We start from the raw sequence: 19,363 nt of genomic DNA, 5'->3' as shown, positions 1-19,363 counted from the left end.
GAGGGGTTGCCGCGCGTCGCGGCAGAAAGTGTACGGGGAATTCGCAAACGCCCGTCAGGCGCCGCCCTGCTTCTCGCGCCGGCGTTGCACCAGCCAGTCGAGCAGTTGCCGCCCGTCGCGTTCGCCGAACCATTGCGCATGCCCGATCAGATAACCGTCGTACGCAACGTCGACGATATCGGGCGCGTTGACGATACAGCCGAAATACGCGACTTCCGACAGCGCGAACTCCGTATGCGCGATCGGCAGCAGCGCGACCAGCGCCGCATACGCAGCGTCGTTCAACGGTTCGAGCGACTCGTAGCCGTCGAGCAGCGCGGCGATGTGTTCGTACTCGACGCGGCGCGCATCGGCCGGCGCCATCCAGTCGACCGTGTTGCGCTCGATCGCAAGCGCAACATCCATCACCGCGCAGGTACGATCCGACAAACCGAAGTCGAGCACGGTCCGCACCTCCGCGCCGGGCCCGGCATCGGTCCACAACAGATTCGACGCATGCCAGTCGCCGTGCGTCCACAGCGGCGGCAACGCAGGCAGCAGCGGCACGAGGCGTGCGTGGTACGGGCCGATGACGTTCGCGACATCGCCACGCCAGTCGCGCGTACCGAGCGCCTTGACGAGCAACGGTTGCGCCGTGACCCAGCGTTCGAGCGCGAGCGCCAGGTCGGTCGACGACAGCACGCGAAAACTCGACAGCAGCGTGCGCACGGGCCGGGCCGGCGCGTCGTAGCCGGCCGATGCGCGGTGCAGTTCGGCCAGCGCGCGGCCGGCCGAATACGCGTGCGACGCATGCGTGAACGGCTGCCACGACATCACGCCGCGATACGGGTCGACGCCGGGCGCCCGCACGTGCACCTCGTAAGTCCAGTCGCCGGACGCAAAGGCCGTCGCGCCGTTGCAATCGGCCAGCACGTCCGCCACGGGTATGCCGCGCGTGCGCAGATGCGCGATGAAACGATGCTCTTCCTCGAGCCCCTCGACGTCGCGCAGGCTCACGTGATGACGCTTGACGAACAGCCCGCGCCCGTCCGCCATCTGCACCAGTACGGCCGCTGCGAACTGCCGCGGACTGTGCCACGTCAGCCGCACCGGTTCACCGGCGCCGTCGATCCGCGCAAGCAACGCCGCGACCTCGTCGTGCGTCATCAACGGCCAGTCGCGTTCGGCCTGCTCGCCGTCGACGCCGAACTGCGGCGGTGCGACGTCCCGCGACAGCGGCCCGTCCAGCTCGAGAGGAAATGACATGAACGACCTTGCTCCGTAGTGAATCAGCCCGCCGGGCTCGCCGTCGCGCGCAGCGCGTCGGCCGTCCGGCTCCAGTCGCGCCAGCCGATGACGGCGAGCGCGATGAACAGCGCATAGAGTCCGGCCGTCAGATACAGTTCCTTGAACACGAACATCCCGACGTACACGACGTTCACGACGATCCACAGCCCCCACGACGCGATGTAGCGGCGCGCGGTCCAGTATTGCGCGACGAGGCTGAACGCCGTCAGCGACGCATCGACGAACGGCAGCGCCGCATCGGTCCAGCGCGCCATCATCCCGCCGAGCAGCGCGCTGCCGACCACGGCCGCGATCAGGTCGGGCAGCATCTGGCGCGGCCGCACGCCGGTGACGGGCGCGACGTCGCCCGCCGGCGCCGCGCCGCCGCTCGCCTCGAGCGTGCGCTGCGCGATCCAGCGCCGCCAGCCGTACACCTGCAGCACCGCGAACGCGCCTTGCAGCAGCATGTCCGAATACAGCTTCGCGTCGAAGAAGATCCAGCCGTACAGCGCGACCGACGCGAGCCCGACCGGCCAGCACAGCATGCGCCGCTTCGCGGTCAGCCAGATCGCGAGTGCGCTGACGATCACGCCGGCGATTTCGAGTGGGGACATCGTCTGTGTTCTCCTGGTTGGCTGCCGGGGCCGCGCATCACGCGGCCGGATCCGGACGATCAGAAATCATAGGTCAACGACACGCGCGCGGTGCGCGGCGCGCCCGGGAACAGGTACGCGTCGCCCTGCTGCTCGCCCGCGTCGCGCCAGTAGAACTTGTTGAAGAGGTTGTCCACCGACACGCGCAGCACCGTGCGATGGCCGCCGATCTTCGTCGTATAGCGCGCGCCGAGATTGAACACGAACCACGACGGCACGCGCGCGGTGCCCTCTTCGTTCGCGTTGCGCGCCGCGCTGTACTCGACGCCGCCGAGCAGGTTCAGGCCCGCGACGCCCGGCATTGCGTAATCCGCGTACAGCGACGCGCGCAGCGCCGGCACGTTGATGACCTGGTGCCCTTCGTACGCCGGCGAACCCGAATCGTATGCGCGCGCACGAATCGCCGCGACGCTGGCCGTCAGCGACAGCCTCTCGGTGAGCCGGCCGGCCGCGCCAAGCTCGATCCCCTGGTGCCGCTCCGTGCCGCGTTGCACGAACGTGTAGCTCGTGCCCGACGCATCGGGATCGGCGAACTGGAACGGCTTGCTGATCGAGAACACGGCGGCCGTGAGGCTCAGCCGGTCGAGCCAGTCGTATTTCGCGCCGAGCTCGAACTGGTGCGATTCGACGGGCGGCAGGAACGCGTACGCGTTGGTCGCGCGCACCGGCGCCTGGTCGCCGAGCGACAGCGCCTTGCTGTACGACGCGTACAGCGACAGCACGTTCACCGGCTTGTAGACCAGCGCGACCTGCGGCAGGAACACCGAGCGGTCCGTGTGCGTCGCGTCGCCGTCGAGGCTGTCCCAGCTGCGCTGGCGCAGCAGCACTTCCTTGCCGCCCGCGAGCACCTGCCAGTGCTCGCCGATGCTGATGCGATCGAGCCCGAACACGCCGTACTGCCACGCGTCGAGTTGCGGATACGACGGCCCGGCCGTATTCGGCGACGGCGCGAACGTGACGTCCGGCCCGTACACGTTCTCGCTGCCGACGTAGTCGTACACGGCGTCGGCCATGTGCACGACGCGGCGCTGCACGCTCACGCCGAGCGTCAGCTCGTGCTGCAGCGGGCCGGTCGCGAACTTGCCCGTCGTCACCGCGCGCAGGTCGTCGTTGCGGCGGTATTCGCCGGGGCTGCGGAAGTCGTACACGTCGTAGTCGCCGTTCGCGCCGAAGAAGAACGGCGACGTCGCGCCGGCCGCGCAGCTCGGCGCGTACGAGCACCCGTACGGGAACGCGCTGTTGTCGTCGATCATCGTGCGGCTGCGGCCCGCGGCGATGTACGCCTTCCAGTCGTCGTTGAACTGGTAGTCGAACCGCGCGTTCAGGTTCAGCGCGTCGGTCGTCACGGGCTTGGCCCATGGCTGCGTGCCGAGCGCCTTCGACGTCGTGTTGACGGACGGCACGACGGTGCCGCCGAGCAGCTGATAGCCCGGTGCGGAGCGCTGGATCCACTGCTGGAATTCCGCGTTGAGCTGCAGGCTCGCGCGCGGGCTGATATCCCAGTCGGCGGCGATCGAGCCGAACGTGCGTCGTCCGTTCGTGCCGTCGACGTACGAGTGCATGTTCTCCTTCGCCGCGTTGATCCGGAACCCGAACTGGTTGTCCGGGCCGAAGCGGCGGCCGAGATCGACGGCGGCCGACGTCGAGCCGCGGCTGTCGACGCCGGTCGTCACGCTCGCGACGTTCGCCGAGCGCTTCGTCACGAAGTTGATCACGCCGCCCGGCGCGACCACGCCGCTGTCGATGCCTGCCAGCCCCTTCAGGATCTCGACGCGCTCCTTGTTCTCCAGCGGCACGTTCTGCTCGCCGGACACGGTGAGCCCGTCGATCCGGATCGCGCTCGCGAGATCGACGGGGAAGCCGCGGATCGCGAAGCCTTCGTAGTAGCCGACCGGCGCATAGTCGTTGACGACCGACGCGTCGTTGCGCACCACGTCGCTCAGGCGCTTGGCCTGCTGGTCGTCGAGCTGCGCGCGCGTGACGACGCTGACGGACGCCGGCGTGTCGCGCAGCGGCGTGTCGTCGAGCCCTGCGACCGATGCGTTGCGCGCGCGAAACGCGCTGCCGCGCTCGCCGCTGACCGTGATCGCCGGCAGCGTCGCGCTGCCCGACACATCGGCGTCCGGCGCGGGGGCGTCTCCCGGTGCCGCGGCGGCCTGTGCCGCGAAAAGCGTGATGCCGAGACCGACGCCAAGCCCGACCTGCGCGCGCCGCCGCCGTGCGGGCGACGCTGTTGTTCTATTTACCGTCATTGTTCTGGATGGAAAACTCGCCACTCGACCCTGTCGAAACACGTTACGAAGCTGCGAAGCGCGATCCCGCGAGCGAATCCGCGACGGGCCCGGCGAATCGCCAGGCGCGCGTCGACACGATATTCATCAGACGAATCGGACGATGCGGCCGCATGCGAGCCGATCGTTCAGGAAAGCGCAGGATGGGACATCGGATCCGGATGACGCGCCGGGCACCGACGCGGCCGCCGATTCGTTCGTCGGGTGCCTGTCGGGCGGGCCGGCTGCATCGCGCGGCTTGTCTTGCGGGGGACGCTTCGAACGCCCCGGTGCGGGCGCGCGGCGCGGCGGTGCGCCGTTCGTCGGAACGGCGGCAGGCCCGGCGCGCGCGGCATCGCGGCGTGGCGCGCATTTTACCCCGGGCGGGCGCGGCGGCAGGGAAAACCGCCCGGCGGACGAACGCGGCGGGCGGCATGGCCGCCGCCGCTGGACCACTACGCGGTATCGGTGGCTTTCAGCCCCCAGGTGTCGATCATCTGCTGGCGCATCACGAACTTCTGCACCTTGCCCGTCACCGTCATCGGCAGTTCGTCGACGAAACAGACGTACTTCGGGATCTTGTAGTGCGCGATCTGGCCATGGCAGAACGCGCGCACGTCGTCCTCGGCCATCTGCTCGTCCGCGCGCAGCACGATCCACGCGCACAGCTCCTCGCCGTACTTCGCGTCGGGCACGCCGAACACCTGCACGCTCTGGATCTTCGGATGCCGGAACAGGAATTCCTCGATCTCGCGCGGATAGATGTTCTCGCCGCCGCGGATCACCATGTCCTTCAGCCGGCCAACGATGTTGCAGTAGCCGTCCGCATCGAGCGTCGCGAGGTCGCCCGTGTGCATCCAGCCGTCGACGATCGTTTCCTGTGTTTTCGCGTCGTCGTCCCAGTAGCCGAGCATCACCGAATAGCCTTTCGTGCACAGCTCGCCCGTCGCACCGACCGGCACGATGCGCCCGTCCGGATCGACGATCTTCACGTCCAGATGCCGCTGCACGCGCCCGACCGTGGTCGTGCGCTTCTCCAGCGGATCGTCGGTCGAGCTCTGGAACGACACGGGGCTCGTCTCCGTCATCCCGTACGCGATCGTGATTTCCGACAGGTGCATCTGCGACACGACGCGCTTCATCGTCTCGATCGGGCACGGCGAGCCGGCCATGATGCCGGTGCGCAGCGTCGACAGGTCGAAGGTCGGAAACGCCGGATGATCGAGTTCAGCGATGAACATCGTCGGCACGCCGTGCAGCGCGGTGCAGCGTTCATCGGCCACGGCCGCGAGCGTCGCGACCGGATCGAACGCCTCGCCGGGGAACACCATCGCGGCGCCGGTCGACACACATGCGAGCACGGCCAGCACCATCCCGAAGCAGTGGTACAGCGGCACCGGGATGCACAGCGTATCCTGCTCGCTGAACCGCATCGCCATCGCGATGAAGCGCGCATTGTTGACGACGTTGCGGTGCGTGAGCGTCGCGCCCTTCGGGCTGCCGGTCGTGCCGCTCGTGAACTGGATGTTGATCGGATCGGTGGCCGCGAGCGTCGCGCCGATCGCATCGAGCGCCGCGACGTCGAGCGTCTCGCGGCCGCGCGCGACGACGTCCGCATAGCGCAGCATGCCCGGCGTAGGGTCGTCGCCCATCCGGATCACGATGCGCAGCGCGGGCAGCCGCGCCGCATGCAGGTCGCCCGGCGCGCAATGCGCGAGTTCCGGCGCCAGCGCCTGCAGCATCTCCAGGTACTTCGACGACTTGAACTGCTCGGCCGCGATCAGCGCGCGGCAGCCGACCTTGTTCAGCGCATAGTCGAGTTCCGCGAGCCGGTAGGCCGGATTGATGTTGACGAGGATCGCGCCAATGCGCGCGGTCGCGAACTGCGCGAGCAGCCATTCGACGCGATTCGGCGACCAGATGCCGACGCGGTCGCCTGTTTCGATACCGAGCGCGGCGAGGCCCGCCGCGAGCACGTCGATCTCGTGCGCGAACGTGCGCCAGTCCCAGCGAATGCCCTGCTCGCGGAACACGACGGCCGGCCGCGCCGGAAAGCGCGCGGCGGTGTCGCGCAACAGCGCGGCGACGGGCGCGTCCGACAGCGGCACGTCGGTGCGGCCCCGCACGATCGACAGGCCGTCGCACGGCACGCCGGTGGCGATGGCGGTGGTCATGTGTGTCTCCTGATCGGCGGCGCCGGCCCGCAGGCCGGCGCGCGCGTCATCGTGTAAAGATCTGCGCGGTCGTGATCGCCATGTCGCCGCCCGGCACGCGAATGTCCTTCAGCTTCTTCAGCGTGTCGGCGTCGTACACCGCGACGGTGTTGAAGGTGCCCGCGAGGTAGAGCTTGCTGCCCTCGCGGTTGAACGACAGGCAGTAATACGAATGATCGAGCGGCGCGGCTTCCACCAGCTTCTCGTTCTTCACGTCGTACTTCGCGAGCCGGTTCAGCACGCCGTACATCGCGTTCGGATCCTTCGGCGACAGCCCGCCCGTGAAGTACACCTCGGTGACCGGCGCGAAATCCTTGACCGTCGCGTTGCCCGTCTTCAGGTCGATGTCGACGTAGCCGTACATCGTCTGCGCGGACGCCGGATCCTTCTTCTCGTCCTTGAAGCGGTCGGCCGTGTAGAGCAGGTTGAGCGTGTGCTGCGGACGCTGTTGCGGCCACACGTACAGCACGTCCGGCTGGCCGTGCAGCGGCCGCTTCCAGTTGCGCAGCGGCACCGCGACGTCGTACTTGCCGGTCTGCGCGTTCATCCGGTAGATGTCCGCGCCGACGATGAACAGCGACCCGTCGTCGGCCGCCTGCAGCATCGTCGTCTGGCGCGGCGCCGGGAACGTGCGCACCGGCTTCGCGTCGAGCCCGCCGTCGGTGCGGTACACCTGCAGGCGCGGCGACTCCACTTCGTAGCTGTCGCGGTTCAGCTTCGTCGGATTGACGACGCTGTAGATCTCCTTGCCGTCCGGGCTCAGCCCGATCGAGAACATCGCGCGCGCACGCTCGTTGCCGGCTTCCGCGAGATCCGCATGGAACACGGTCTTGCACGAATCGAGATCGACGCCGTACAGGTCGCCGTAGTGATTGTTCAGCACGTACGCGCGCGAGTGGTCCGGGCTGATCTGGATCGTGCCGGGGCCGAACGCGTCGGGCAGCGTGCAGGTCTTCGCGATGCTGTCGGTGCCCGTGTCGATCACCGTCAGGTTGTTCGGATAGTTCGTGACGGCGAGGTATTCGTGTCCGGCCTGCAGCGGCGCGTCGGCCGCGGCCGACAGCGACGCGGCCGATGCGAGCGCGGCGGCGAGGAGCGCGCGGCTCAGGGGTGTCGTGAATCGCATGGAGAATCCTTGATCGGTGCCGGGTGGATCACTTGTCTTTGGGGAACACGCTGCCGAGCTGGCGCCAGTCCGTGCCGGAATCGGTCGCATGCTTGTTCCAGTCGGGATAGGTGCTCATCATGTCGGGCACCTGCGCGGGCCACCAGCATGGATCGGAGCAGCCGTACAGGTCGGCTTCCATCGGCTGGCACAGCGACGCGACCCCGCCGAACACGTCCGTTTCCCAGCCGGGATCGGTCGTCGACGTGCAGCCCGCGACGGACGTCATCGCCACGACTTCCTCGAGGCGATCCTGCTGCGCGGCCTCCTCGAGCTTTCTCGCCTTGTTGTTGAGCGGCTTCAGATGTTTCATGTCAGTTCGCCTTGCGCGGAGTGATGTGGTTGTCGATGAACGCCGGGTTGCCGGCGATGATCCGGCTGTAGACCTCGATACCGAAATCGATCCAGTCGCGCATCAGCTCGCAGTAGTGGTAGGTCGGATGCGCGGGGTCGCCGTAGCGCGCGTAGCTCTCGTGATAGCAACCGCCCGAGCACAGGTTGCGGATGCGGCAGGTTTCGCAGCCGGTTCCGCTGCGATCGAGGCGTTGCGACAGGAAGTCGTTGAGTTCCGCCTGCGCGACGCCTTCATGCACGTTGCCGAAGGTCGGCAGCGTCGAGCCCGTGAAGCGGTGGCACAGGTTCAGGTCGCCCTTGTGATCGACCGCGAGCATCTTGAGCCCCGCGCCGCACGGCAACGACTTCTTGTGCCCTTCGTGCAGGTCGGTGATCAGTTGATGCAGGTTCGAGAAGCCGATGTTGCGGTTCTCGAGCGCGGCGGCCAGGTAACGGCGGCCGAGCGCCTTCATGTTCGCGAACACCTGCGCGAGTTCGTCGGGTTGCAGGTTGAACGTGTCGAGCTGCCCCGACGTAACCGGCGCGAAGCCGACTTCCGCGAAACCCAGCTCGTTGAACAGGTGATCCCAGATGCCTTCGATGTCGGTCACGCCGCTCGTGAGCGTCACGCGCGCGCCGACCGGGCGACTGCGGTAGCGCTTGAGCAGCATCTCGACCTTGCGGCGCACGACGTCGTAGGTGCCCGCGCCGCCGACGGTGCGGCGGTTCAGGTCGTGGATCGAGCGCGGCCCGTCGATGCTGATCGACAGCCCGAAGCGATGCGCGTTGAGCCAGTCGATGATGTCCTCGGTCAGCAGCGTCGCGTTGGTCGTCATCACGAACTCGACCTGCTTGCCGAGCGCGCCGAAGCGCAGCTCGCAATACTCGACCATGCACTCGATCAGCTTGCGGTTGCTGAGCGGTTCGCCGCCAAAGAACACGACCGTGTAGCGCGGCAGGTCGGGCGACTCCTTCAGCAGCATCTCGACCGACGCCTTCGCGGTGTCGATGTCCATCCGCCGCCCGGCGGACGGCGTGTCGAGGTCTTCCTTGTAGCAGTACGTACAGCTCAGGTTGCAGCCGGTGTTCACGTTCAGCACGACCGTGTCGATCGCGGTGCGCTCGACGCGCTTCACCGCGATCTCGGGCGTGAGCGGCGAGCCGTCGCTGACGACCTCGAGGGCCATCAGCTCGCCGAGCGTCTCGGCGAGTTCGCCGTGCGGCGAGCGGCCGGCCAGCCGCGCGAACAATTCGTCGGCCGTGCAGCTGCTCGCGCGCAGCGCGTCGATGATGTCGGCCGTCACGCGATCGGCCGCGAACAGCGAACTGCTCGGCACATGGAACATCAGGCGCTCGTCGTCGACGCGCACTTCGTGCACGTTACGTTCGACCACGTTCAGCAGGGCGCTCATCGGATTCTCCTTGCATTCGTCGGATTCGGACCGGGCCGCACGGCGGCCCGGCGCACAGGCATGCGGACCGGTCAGGGCAGCGGCGGATTGTTCCAGCGCTGCACCGCGACGATCATGTGCCCGGTGCCCGTCACCGTGCGCGAACCGTCCGTCACGGTCGCGACGACGTTCAGGTTGCCCGTGTTGTTGGTGCCCATCCGGCGCGCGGGGTTCGGGCCCGCGTTGCCCGGCGTGAAGATGCCCGTCGACGCCTGCATCGCGCCGGCGAACTGCGTGTCGCGATCGCGCTTCGACTGATCGTCGAACGGCGCGACCGACCATTGCGCGGGCACGACGCCGATGCGGAACGGCTTGCCCGCAGCATCGACGCCCCATGCCACCGCGTCGAAACGCCCTTCGACCTTCGGCGTCGATCCGCCGTTGCCGCCGATGCGCGCGACCGCGAAGTCGGGTTCGACCTTCACGTCGCGGATCTCGCGATAGACCGCGAAACCATCCGCGTGCGCCGCACCGACGCTCACGCGGCGCGCGCCGGCCGCGCTGCCGTCGGCGGCCTTCACGCGTACTCGCACATATTCCGGCGTGCGTTCGAGCACCGATGCGACGGTCACGCCTGCGCCGAACGCGGGCGTGCCCTGCAGGTTCGCGCCGACAATCGTCACGTCGGTCTCGCCGCCCGCCTTCACATAGGCCGGCTGCACGGCGACGATCTGCGCGTTGCCAAGCTTCGCCGCGTTGAAGTCGAGGCCGCGCTCGTCGTGCGCATCGTCGAACATCCGGCCGTGCAGCGTGCCGTCGCTCGCCATCAGCACCTGACGCATCGTCGTGTCGCCAACCTTGACGCTCGCGCGCCACTCGTAGCCGGTATAGAGCACCGCGGTGCCGGTGCCCGCGAGCGGGCTGCCGTCCGCGAAGCGGCCCTTCAGCTCGACGTCGAAGCGGTCGCCCGCGCCGCCCTTCACGGTCATCGTGCCGTACGCGTCGCCCTTGCCCGGCATGTGGCCGCCGAAGCTCCACGTGCCGGCGAGCGCGGTCGCGGGCGGGTGATGCCGCTTCCAGTCGGTCCACGCCTTGCTGTCGTACGGATAGTCCTTCGCGAGCATCGGCGCCATCTCGGTCAGCGCGATCTTGAACCAGTCGCGGTCGCGGCCCATCGCCGAATACTCGATCGACGGCCACTGCCCGAGGTGGAAGTTCACGAGCTTGTCCCATTCGGCGACCGGGCGGCGCTGCAGCAGCGGACGCGCGGCCGAGTGGCAGCGCGCGCACATCTGCTTGAATTCCTCGTTGTTGACGATCTCCTGCGTGTTCAGGCGGCGCTCGGGCGCATAGCGGAAATCCTTCGTCTCCGACGGCGCGAGGCCCTGCGTATCCGACAGGTACTTCACGAGGATGCGGCGCTCGTCGTCGCTGATCGTGAGGCCGTGCATCGTCTGCATCCGCGCGATCGTCATCAGCCAGCCTTCCGGCGTCTTGCGCTGGTGGCTGATGCGGCTCCACGAATCCTTCGACTCGGCCGCGTGGCAGGCCGCGCATGTCTGGCTCAGGATCGCGTGAGCATCGCGCGGTGCCTGGGCCTGCGCCTGCACGGCGCCCGAGGCCAGTGCGAGCGCACCGGCGGCCACGACGGCCGCGGCCGCGCGGGGCGGTCTGCTGCGTCGAATGAAAGTCTTGAACAAGGCTCTGCTCCTTTACGTGGGGTCTCGAATCGTCCGGCATGCAGCGCTGCGGCGCTTGTCTCATGCTCTTCAAGCACAGGCCGTGCCAATCGCCCGATCCGGGTTTGCCACAAGGAAAACACGCGCTTTTGTCGCCGAACGCTCGGGAAAATCCCGATTCAAACCGACGCGCCAAATCGGCATTCGCGTGCCTTCGCGGCCGCTGCATCACGTCGGCCGGCCGTGCGCGTGCCGCATGTCGCGTCTCACGTTGCATGCGAATTCTCAAATTGAGACGCCGTACCGCGAACGCCGCGCACGGCCGATCATGCGCAGCATCGTCGGCACGCACGCCGTGCGCCCCGCGCCGCATGGCGTACGCAGCGAGCGGGCAGGCGGTGCCGCGGCCACTGGTACGGAAGCTGCTTTTCGCCTCGGCACCCGAACCCCGATGAGCGAGGAGCTTTCATGCAGGCAACGTTGTCGTTACTTCCGCAAACCCAGTCGTTCATCGCACGCACGCCGTCGATGCTGATCGGCGAGACGTGGCGCAGCGCCGAAAGCGGCGCCACCCTGGCCGTCCACAACCCCGCGACCGGCGCCGAACTGTGCCGTGTGCCGGCGTCCGGCGCGGCCGACGTCGACCACGCGGTGCGCGCGGCGCGCCAGGCGTTCGACGATTCCGCGTGGAGCCGCATGCGGCCGCGCGAACGGCAGAACCTGCTGTGGCGTCTCGCGGATCTGCTCGAGCGCGACGCGCAGCAGCTCGCCGAACTCGAATGCGTGAACAACGGCAAGAGCGCGCAGATCGCCCGAGTGATGGACGTGCAACTCGCGATCGACTTCCTGCGCTACATGGCCGGCTGGGCGACCAAGATCGAGGGCTCGACCGTCGACGTGTCGATGCCGCTGATGCCCGACAGCCAGTTCCACGGCTTCATCCGGCGCGAGGCCGTCGGCGTGGTCGGCGCGATCGTCGCGTGGAATTTCCCGCTGCTGCTCGCGTGCTGGAAGCTCGGCCCCGCGCTCGCGACGGGTTGCACGATGGTGCTGAAACCCGCCGACGAAACGCCGCTCACCGCGCTGCGGCTCGCGGAACTCGTGCAGGAAGCCGGTTATCCGGCTGGCGTGTTCAACGTCGTCACCGGCACCGGCGTCGAAGCGGGCGCGGCGCTCGCGCACCACCCCGACGTCGACAAGCTCACCTTCACCGGCTCTACCGAAGTCGGCAAGCTGATCGGCAAGGCCGCGATGGAATCGATGACGCGCGTGACGCTCGAACTCGGCGGCAAGTCGCCGACGATCGTGTTCGACGATGCGGACCCGGCCGTCGCGGCCGCCGGTGCGGCCACCGCGATCTTCTTCAATCACGGCCAGGTGTGCTGCGCGGGTTCGCGCCTGTACGTGCAGCGCAAGCACTTCGATCGCGTGGTGGGCGACATCGCGGGCATCGCGAGCAACATGAAGCTCGGCAATGCGCTCGATCCGTCGGTCGACATGGGCCCGCTGATCTCGGCGAAGCAGCAAAAGCGCGTGGCCGGCTACATCGAGCGCGGTCGCGAACTCGGCGCGCAGCTCGCGTGCGGCGGCGAAGCATACGGCCCCGGATACTTCGTGAAGCCGACCGTGCTCGTCGACGTCGACCAGAAAGGCCCGCTCGTGCAGGAGGAAATCTTCGGCCCGGTGCTGGTCGCGATGCCGTTCGACACGCTCGACGATGCGATCCGTCTCGCAAACGACACGCGTTACGGGCTCGGCGCGAGCATCTGGACCAACAACCTGTCGGCCGCGCACCGGATGATCCCGAAGATCCGCTCAGGCTCGGTGTGGGTCAACTGCCACAGCGCGCTCGACCCCGCGCTGCCGTTCGGCGGCTACCGGATGTCGGGCTTCGGCCGCGAGATGGGCGCGGCCGCGATCGAGCACTACACGGAGTTGAAGTCGGTGCTGATGAACGTGTGATCGCGTCGCCGACGTGCGTCACGCTTGCGCTGCGCGACGAGGTCGCGCGGCGCGCATGTTGCCCCGCATGCTTCTGCGCTTTTCCCCATCTATAACGACAACGAGACACCCGATGCCGCCCCGCCCCGCTTCCCGCCGTACCTTCATGATCGCTGCCGCCGGCCTGCTGTCGGCCGCCGCGCTGCCGCGCGCCGCCTGCGCCGCGCCGGCGCTGCTCGACGAAGCCGATCCGGCCGCGAAAGCGCTCGGTTATCGCAGCAACGCGGCGCACGTGGACCGCGCCGCATTCGCACGCTACGCACCCGGCCAGGACTGCGGCCGCTGCAGCCTGTACCAGGGCAAGGCCGCCGACCCAGACGCACCGTGCCCGCTGTTCGGTGGAAAACGGGTCGCGAACGGCGGCTGGTGCAACGCGTACAACCCGCGGACCTGAACGCCGCCGCCCCCCGCGGAATCCGCCCCCCTGCCCGCCATGCACGCCGCCCCGTCGCGCTCGCCGAAGACCGTCCGCCCGCGAGGCCGGATCGCCCGCCCCGCCCCGTCCCGCCTGGGTCTTAGGTTTTTGACCGGATGGATTTATGCCCGGGCTTATGCCAGACTCGGCGGGCCTTTTTGCGTGCGGCCGCGCCGGATCGGACGGCCCGACATTCTCCTGAGGAGGGGCAACGTGCAAGACTACTTCCCTTCCGGCCAACGACTTCCGGACCGGCTGCAGGCAACCCGCCTGATTCGCGAACGACTCCGTTCCGACGGCGTGCTGCCGCAAGGCTGCCTGCGCATCGAAATCGACCAGTCATGGCGGCGCAGCCTCGACCACGGCGTGCGCTGGGACGACGAAGCGCGGCTGAACCTGCATGAATTCTGCAATCTCGACGAGCTGCGCGATGCGAACCGCCTGCTGCTCGACGCGGCCGCACCCGAACTCGAATTCCTCGCCGAGCGTTGCGGACGCGACGGCATGATCCTGCTGGCCGATGCGCGCGCAACGATCCTGTCGGTCGATGGCGACGCGAGCCAGCTCGCCGCACTCGGCATCGGCGACATCCGCGCCGGCGCGAGCTGGTGCGAATCGCTGCGCGGCACCAACGCGCTCGGCACCGCGCTCGTCGAAGGCAGTGCGGTCGCGATCGACAGCGGCGAACATTTCCTCGGCCAGCTGAGCCGCTTCTCGTGCCGCTCGCTGCCGCTGTGCGATCCGCACGGCAACCCGATCGGCGTGCTCGACCTCACGCGCGAAGGCGAGCTGCCGCTCACGCTCGACGGAATGTCGATGCTGATGAGCACGGCGGCCACGCACATCGAGACGCGCCTGTTCGACGCGTACTTCCCCGAGCACGTCGTGCTCGTCTTTCATCCGCGCCGCACGTATCTCGGTTCCAGCTGGAGCGGTGTGCTCGCCGTGTCGGAAGACGGGCGCATCGTCGCCGCGAACGCACTGGCGTGCGAGTTGCTCGGCGCCGCGCGCGACGCACTCGTCGGCCGCCACTGCGAAAGCGCGTCGCTCGCGCGCACGCCGTCGTTCGTCGCCTTCGCCGAACAAGGCGGGATGCTGCGCATCGAGGGCGTCGACGCCGCGTTCCACTGCAAGGCGCTGCGCCTGCCGCGCACGATGGCCGTGCCGGCCGTACGCGAACACGCAGCGCGCCCTGCCAGCATTGCCCGGGACGATGCCGGCACCCAGGCGCTCACGGCCCTCGCCGGCCGCCAGCCGCGGCTGTTGCGCGCGCTGACGATGGCGCGGCAAGGACTCAACAACGGGCTGCCCGTGCTCGTGCAGGGTGAAACCGGCACCGGCAAGGAAGTCGTCGCACGCGCGCTGCACGATGCGAGCCTGCGCACCGGCAAGCCGTTCATCGCGGTGAACTGCGCGTCGATTCCGGAAGGGCTGATCGAGTCGGAGCTGTTCGGCTATCGCGACGGCGCCTTCACGGGCGCACGCAAGGGCGGAATGACGGGCCGGCTGATGCAGGCACACGGCGGCACGCTGTTTCTCGACGAAATCGGCGACATGCCGCTGCACCTGCAGGCACGTCTGCTGCGCGTGCTGCAGGAACGCAAGGTCGCGCCGCTCGGCGCGGGCGAAGAACAGGCCATCGACATCGCGGTGATCTGCGCGACGCACCGCGACCTGCAGACGATGGTGCGCGACAAAAGCTTCCGCGAAGATCTGTACTACCGGATTCACGGCGTCAACGTGCTGCTGCCCGCGCTGCGCGAGCGCGACGACGTCGACCTGATCGTCACCGCGCTGCTCGCGCGGCTCGGCGCGCCGCACGTGAGCATCAACGCGGAACTCGCCGAGGTGTTCCGCCAGCATCGCTGGCCCGGCAACATCCGCCAGCTCGAGATGGTGCTGCGCACGGCGCTTGCGGTGCGCGACCAGCACGACGACGTGCTCGGCCTCGATCATCTGTGCGACGGCTTCATCGACGGCGTGTGCCCGTCGCCCGATGCGTCGTTCGGGCTGATCCGCCGTCACGAGGACGACCTGATCCGCGAATCGCTCGCGCGTCACGACGGCAACGTCGCGGCCGCCGCGCAGACGCTCGGGATCAGCCGCGCCACGCTGTATCGCCGGCTCAAGCGGCTGCAGTCATGAGGGGGCGCGCGCGTTCGTCCGCCGCCTTCCGTACGGATCGCTCGCGCCGATGCTGAAACTCGTCCTGCGTTTCGTGAAGACCGACGACCGCGCGCAACTCGCGCGCGCGCTCGGCTGGCTATACGGTTTCGTGCGGCCGCACCGGCTCGCGATCGCGGGCCTGCTCGCGTTGTCCGCCTGCGCGTCGCTGCTGGCGCTCGCGCAGCCGTGGCTCACGAAGGAGCTGATCGACCGCGGGCTCGTCGGCAAGGATTTCCGGATGCTCGTTGTGGTCGCGTTCGCGATGGTGTTCGCCGGCTTCGTCGGCACGCTGCTCGGCGGCGTCAACCGTTACCTGCATACGCGGCTGTCCGGCCGCGTGCTGTTCTCGCTGCGCAGCGCCGTCTATGCGCACCTGCAGCGGCTGTCGCCGTCGTTCTACGGGCAGCGCCGCCTCGGCGACCTGCTGTCGCGCCTCGACGGCGACGTCGCCGAGATCCAGCGCTTCGCGCTCGACGCGCTGTTCTCCGCGGTATCGAACGTGATCGGGCTGGTCGGCACGCTCGCGCTGCTGGTGACGCTGTCGTGGAAGCTGTCGCTGCTCGCGCTGCTGCTGATTCCGTTCGAGATCCTGTGGCTGCGCACGATGCGCCGCAAGGTCGAGCGCGATGCGCGCGCGGTGCGCGAAGGCGCGGCCGACGTGTCGTCGTTTCTCGTCGAGACGCTGCCCGCGATGAAGTTCATCCAGGCGGCCGGCCGCCAGCGTGCGGAACAGGCGCGGCTCGACGGCCTCGGCGATCGCTACATGGAGCGCCTGCTGAAACTGCAAGTCACCGAATTCATCACGCAGTCGGTACCCGGCACGCTGACGTCGCTGTCGCGCGCCGGTGCGTTCATCGTCGGCGGCTACTGGGTGATTCGCGGCGACTGGCCGCTCGGTTCGCTGATCGCGTTCTCGAGCTATCTCGGGATGGCGATCGGCCCCGTGAAGAGCCTGCTGGGGCTCTACGTCGCGCTGCAACGGATGACGGTAAGCCTCGGCCGCGTGATGGAGCTGCAGCGCGCGCCGGTGGCCGTGCAGCCGCCGGTGGCCGCACGTGAGCTGCCGCCGCGCGGCGACCTCGAATTCGTCGACGTGTGGTTCGCGCACGACGAGCGCGCGCAGCCGGTGCTGCGCGGCGCCGCCGCGCGCGTGCCGGCCGGCAGCAAGGTCGCGTTGTCGGGACTGTCGGGCAGCGGCAAATCGACGCTGATCGACCTGATGCAGCGCTTCTACGATCCGCAGCGCGGCTGCGTGCGCATCGACGGCGTCGACCTGCGCGACGTCGATCTCGACGCACTGCGCCGGCACGTCGCGGTCGTCAGCCAGGACATCGTGCTGTTTCGCGGCAGCCTCGCGGACAACATCCGTTACGCGGCGCCGAACGCGACACGCGACGACATTGCTCACGCCGCGCGTGCCGCGCACCTCGACGAACTGATCGCGACGCTGCCGGGCGGGCTCGACGGGCCGGTCGGCGAGCGCGGGCAACAGCTGTCCGGCGGCCAGAAGCAGCGCATCGCGATCGCACGCGCGCTGCTGCAGGCGCCGGCGATCCTCGTGCTCGACGAGGCGACGTCGGCCGTCGACGAAGCGACCGAGCGGCAGGTCATCGCGCAGATCGACACGCTGTTCGGCGATCGCACGCGCATCCTCGTCAGTCACCGCGCGTCGACACTCGCCGGCGTCGACCTGCATTTCGAACTCGCCGACGGGCAACTCGCACGGCGCATGCAACGGGACGTCGCGCATGCGTGACGACGGGAGCGTGCGCGTCGGTGTCGTCGACAGCGGCTATCCGCCGTCGCTGAGCGCGCGCGTGGCCGACGCGCGGCGCTTCTCGCTCGACGACGCCGCGATGCTGCGGGCCGGCGCCGCCGAACCGGACCGGCTCGGCCACGGCAGCGTGATCTGCACGACGATCGCGGCCGCCGCACCCGATGCGACGCTGGTCGTCGCGCAGGTGTTCGACGCGCGCGGCGTGACGAGTGCCGCGCAAATCGCGCACGCGATCGACTGGTTGCTGACACAACGTATCCGCGTGATCAACCTGAGCCTCGGCGTGCGCGCCGATCGCGACGCCCTGCGCGACGCGTGCGCGGCGGCCGTCGCGCAACGCGTGACCGTGTTCGCGTCGAGCCCCGCGCAAGGTGCGCCGGTGTTTCCGGCCAGCTATCCGGGCATCGTGCGCGTGACGGGCGATGCGCGCTGCGCACCGGGCCAATGGTCGTGGCTCGACAGCGCGCAGGCCGACTTCGGCGCGCGCGTCTCGAGCGGCGCACCGCGCGCGCCGGCCGGCGCGAGCATCGCGTGCGCGGCGCTCAGCGGCCATGCGGCGCGCTGGTTCGCGCGCTACCCCGACGCGGATACCGCCGCGCTCGTCGCGCATCTGCGCGAAGACGCGGCCTGCGTCGGCGTCGAACGGCGCACCCACGCATCATGAAGCGCGCGCCGATCACCGTGCTCGGCGCCGGCCCGGCGGGCGCCGCCGCCGCGCTGGGCGTCGCGCGGCTCGGCTATCCGGTGACCGTCGTCAGCGAGTGGCGGCACTTCGATGCGGTCGAAGGCGTGTCCGGGCGCGTGCTGCAAGGGCTGCGCCATGCGGGGCTCGTACAGGCCGCCGCGTGTGCGCTGCCGCCGTGCGCGCGCACGACGCGCTGGAACGGCGACACGCGCACGCTCAATCACGAATACCTGATCGACCGCCGCCGTTTCGACGAAGCGCTGCGCCGCGATCTCGCCGACGCGGGTATCAAGGTGCGCGAAGCGACGGTGCGCGCGGTGCAGGCCGACGGAGATGGCCATGCGATCCGCGTCGACACGCCGATCGGTGAGGAAACGCTGTATGCAGCGTTCGTCGTCGAGGCGCGCGGTCGGCTCGCGCCGCTCGCGCGCGATGCGATCCGCGGCCCGCAGACGCTCAGCCTGCTGAACGTGTGGCAAGGCACGCCCGGCGACGCGGCTTCCGCGATCGAGAGTTTGCCGGACGGCTGGGCGTGGATGGCACGCCTGCCTGACGGCCGCTGCTACTGGCAGGCGACGCTCGACGTCGCGACCACGACGCTACCGCCGCGCGACGCGCTGCCCGCGTGGTGCGCGGCGCTGCGGCACACGCCGCTTGCACGCGACTTCTTCGCGAGCGATGCCGGCGACGACGCGCGCGTGTTCGCACGCACCAGCAGCGCGACGCTGTGCGGCGACACGGGCGGGGCGAACTGGCTGCGCATCGGCGACGCGGCGATGGCCGTCGATCCGCTGTCCGGCAACGGGATCTTCCAGTCGCTGTCGTCCGCGCTGCAGGCGCCGGCCGTCATCCATACGTTGCTCGCACATCCAGAGCGCGCGGCACTCGCGCTGCGCTTTCACGAGCGGCGCATCACCGCGCTGTTCATGCGTTTCGCGCGGATCGGCCGCGACTTCTATGCGCTCGACACGCAATGGACCGAGCGACCGTTCTGGCAGGCACGCCGCGCGTGGCCCGACGACGCGCCATCGCATCGCGCAGCCGATTTCGGCGCGCTCGCGATCGAGCGTGCACCCGTGATCGACGGCGATACGATCGCCGAAGCCGACGTCGTCACGAGCCCCGACCAGCCGCTCGGGATCTGGCATCTGCAAGGCATCGCGCTCGCGCCGATCGTCGCCGCGCTGCGCGAGCAGCCGGCCGCGCAGGTGCTGGCGCAGTTCGCACCGCCACAGGCCGCGCTCGTGCGGCGCTGGCTCGAAACGCAGGGTTATCCGTTCTCGCGCGCCTAACGCGCGCCTTTTCCCCGCGCCTCCGCCTCGTCATTCCTGCATGCGGCGACGCACGCA

The 19,363-nt window shown here is 69.1% G+C and carries 14 protein-coding genes; 6 read left to right on the top strand and 8 right to left on the bottom strand.

Features of this window, described 5'->3' with window-relative positions; translation table 11 throughout:
• Positions 1 to 54 precede the first annotated feature (54 nt).
• The 8 genes from BX604_RS32635 to peaA all read right to left on the bottom strand — a co-directional run bounded on the left by BX604_RS32635 (position 55) and on the right by peaA (position 10,991).
• Positions 55 to 1,245, bottom strand: coding sequence for a phosphotransferase enzyme family protein (locus BX604_RS32635; protein ID WP_098554903.1), 1,191 nt, complete (start codon positions 1,243 to 1,245; stop codon positions 55 to 57).
• 23 nt (positions 1,246 to 1,268) lie between these two features.
• Positions 1,269 to 1,880 (bottom strand): nicotinamide riboside transporter PnuC, encoded by a 612-nt coding sequence (gene pnuC, locus BX604_RS32630; RefSeq protein WP_059531890.1) that lies wholly within the window; start codon positions 1,878 to 1,880, stop codon positions 1,269 to 1,271.
• Positions 1,881 to 1,939: 59 nt separating this feature from the next.
• A complete protein-coding gene (locus BX604_RS32625) occupies positions 1,940 to 4,171 on the bottom strand; it encodes a TonB-dependent siderophore receptor (RefSeq protein WP_098554902.1) in 2,232 nt (743 codons plus the stop codon).
• A 473-nt stretch (positions 4,172 to 4,644) separates the two neighbouring features.
• Complete coding sequence (locus BX604_RS32620; protein ID WP_098554901.1) at positions 4,645 to 6,363, bottom strand: AMP-binding protein; 1,719 nt, start codon at positions 6,361 to 6,363, stop codon at positions 4,645 to 4,647.
• Positions 6,364 to 6,409: 46 nt separating this feature from the next.
• The gene (gene peaD, locus BX604_RS32615) at positions 6,410 to 7,528 is read right to left on the bottom strand and encodes a quinohemoprotein amine dehydrogenase subunit beta (protein ID WP_098554900.1); all 1,119 of its coding nucleotides are present in this window, start codon (positions 7,526 to 7,528) and stop codon (positions 6,410 to 6,412) included.
• A gap of 28 nt (positions 7,529 to 7,556) precedes the next feature.
• On the bottom strand, positions 7,557 to 7,880 hold the full coding sequence (gene qhpC, locus BX604_RS32610; protein WP_098554899.1) for a quinohemoprotein amine dehydrogenase subunit gamma: 324 nt from the start codon (positions 7,878 to 7,880) through the stop codon (positions 7,557 to 7,559).
• Position 7,881: 1 nt separating this feature from the next.
• Positions 7,882 to 9,312, bottom strand: a complete 1,431-nt coding sequence (gene peaB, locus BX604_RS32605; protein WP_098554898.1) for a quinohemoprotein amine dehydrogenase maturation protein — start codon at positions 9,310 to 9,312, stop codon at positions 7,882 to 7,884.
• Between the two features lie 71 nt (positions 9,313 to 9,383).
• Complete coding sequence (peaA, locus tag BX604_RS32600; protein WP_098554897.1) at positions 9,384 to 10,991, bottom strand: quinohemoprotein amine dehydrogenase subunit alpha; 1,608 nt, start codon at positions 10,989 to 10,991, stop codon at positions 9,384 to 9,386.
• 447 nt (positions 10,992 to 11,438) lie between these two features.
• Between peaA and BX604_RS32595 the strand changes: the two genes are divergently transcribed.
• From BX604_RS32595 to qhpG, 6 genes are all read left to right on the top strand, one after another.
• Positions 11,439 to 12,932, top strand: coding sequence for an aldehyde dehydrogenase family protein (locus tag BX604_RS32595; RefSeq protein ID WP_098554896.1), 1,494 nt, complete (start codon positions 11,439 to 11,441; stop codon positions 12,930 to 12,932).
• A gap of 112 nt (positions 12,933 to 13,044) precedes the next feature.
• Complete coding sequence (locus BX604_RS32590; RefSeq protein ID WP_098554895.1) at positions 13,045 to 13,365, top strand: high-potential iron-sulfur protein; 321 nt, start codon at positions 13,045 to 13,047, stop codon at positions 13,363 to 13,365.
• A gap of 234 nt (positions 13,366 to 13,599) precedes the next feature.
• Positions 13,600 to 15,531, top strand: a complete 1,932-nt coding sequence (locus tag BX604_RS32585) for a sigma-54-dependent Fis family transcriptional regulator (protein ID WP_098554894.1) — start codon at positions 13,600 to 13,602, stop codon at positions 15,529 to 15,531.
• Between the two features lie 49 nt (positions 15,532 to 15,580).
• Positions 15,581 to 17,308 carry an ABC transporter ATP-binding protein gene (locus BX604_RS32580; RefSeq protein WP_098554893.1) on the top strand — a complete coding sequence of 576 codons (1,728 nt, stop codon included), beginning with the start codon at positions 15,581 to 15,583 and terminating at the stop codon, positions 17,306 to 17,308.
• Entirely contained in the window at positions 17,301 to 17,993 is a 693-nt protein-coding gene (gene qhpE, locus BX604_RS32575; RefSeq protein WP_098554892.1) for a subtilisin-like serine protease QhpE, read from the top strand. Before BX604_RS32580 ends, qhpE begins: the two co-directional genes overlap by 8 nt.
• Entirely contained in the window at positions 17,990 to 19,306 is a 1,317-nt protein-coding gene (gene qhpG, locus BX604_RS32570) for a flavin-dependent monooxygenase QhpG (RefSeq protein ID WP_098554891.1), read from the top strand. Before qhpE ends, qhpG begins: the two co-directional genes overlap by 4 nt.
• The last annotated feature ends 57 nt before the right edge of the window (positions 19,307 to 19,363 follow it).

This window comes from Burkholderia sp. JKS000303 (assembly GCF_002563755.1).
In the GTDB taxonomy this organism is placed as follows: domain Bacteria; phylum Pseudomonadota; class Gammaproteobacteria; order Burkholderiales; family Burkholderiaceae; genus Burkholderia; species Burkholderia anthina_B.
This window is presented reverse-complemented; position numbering and strand designations above follow the sequence as displayed.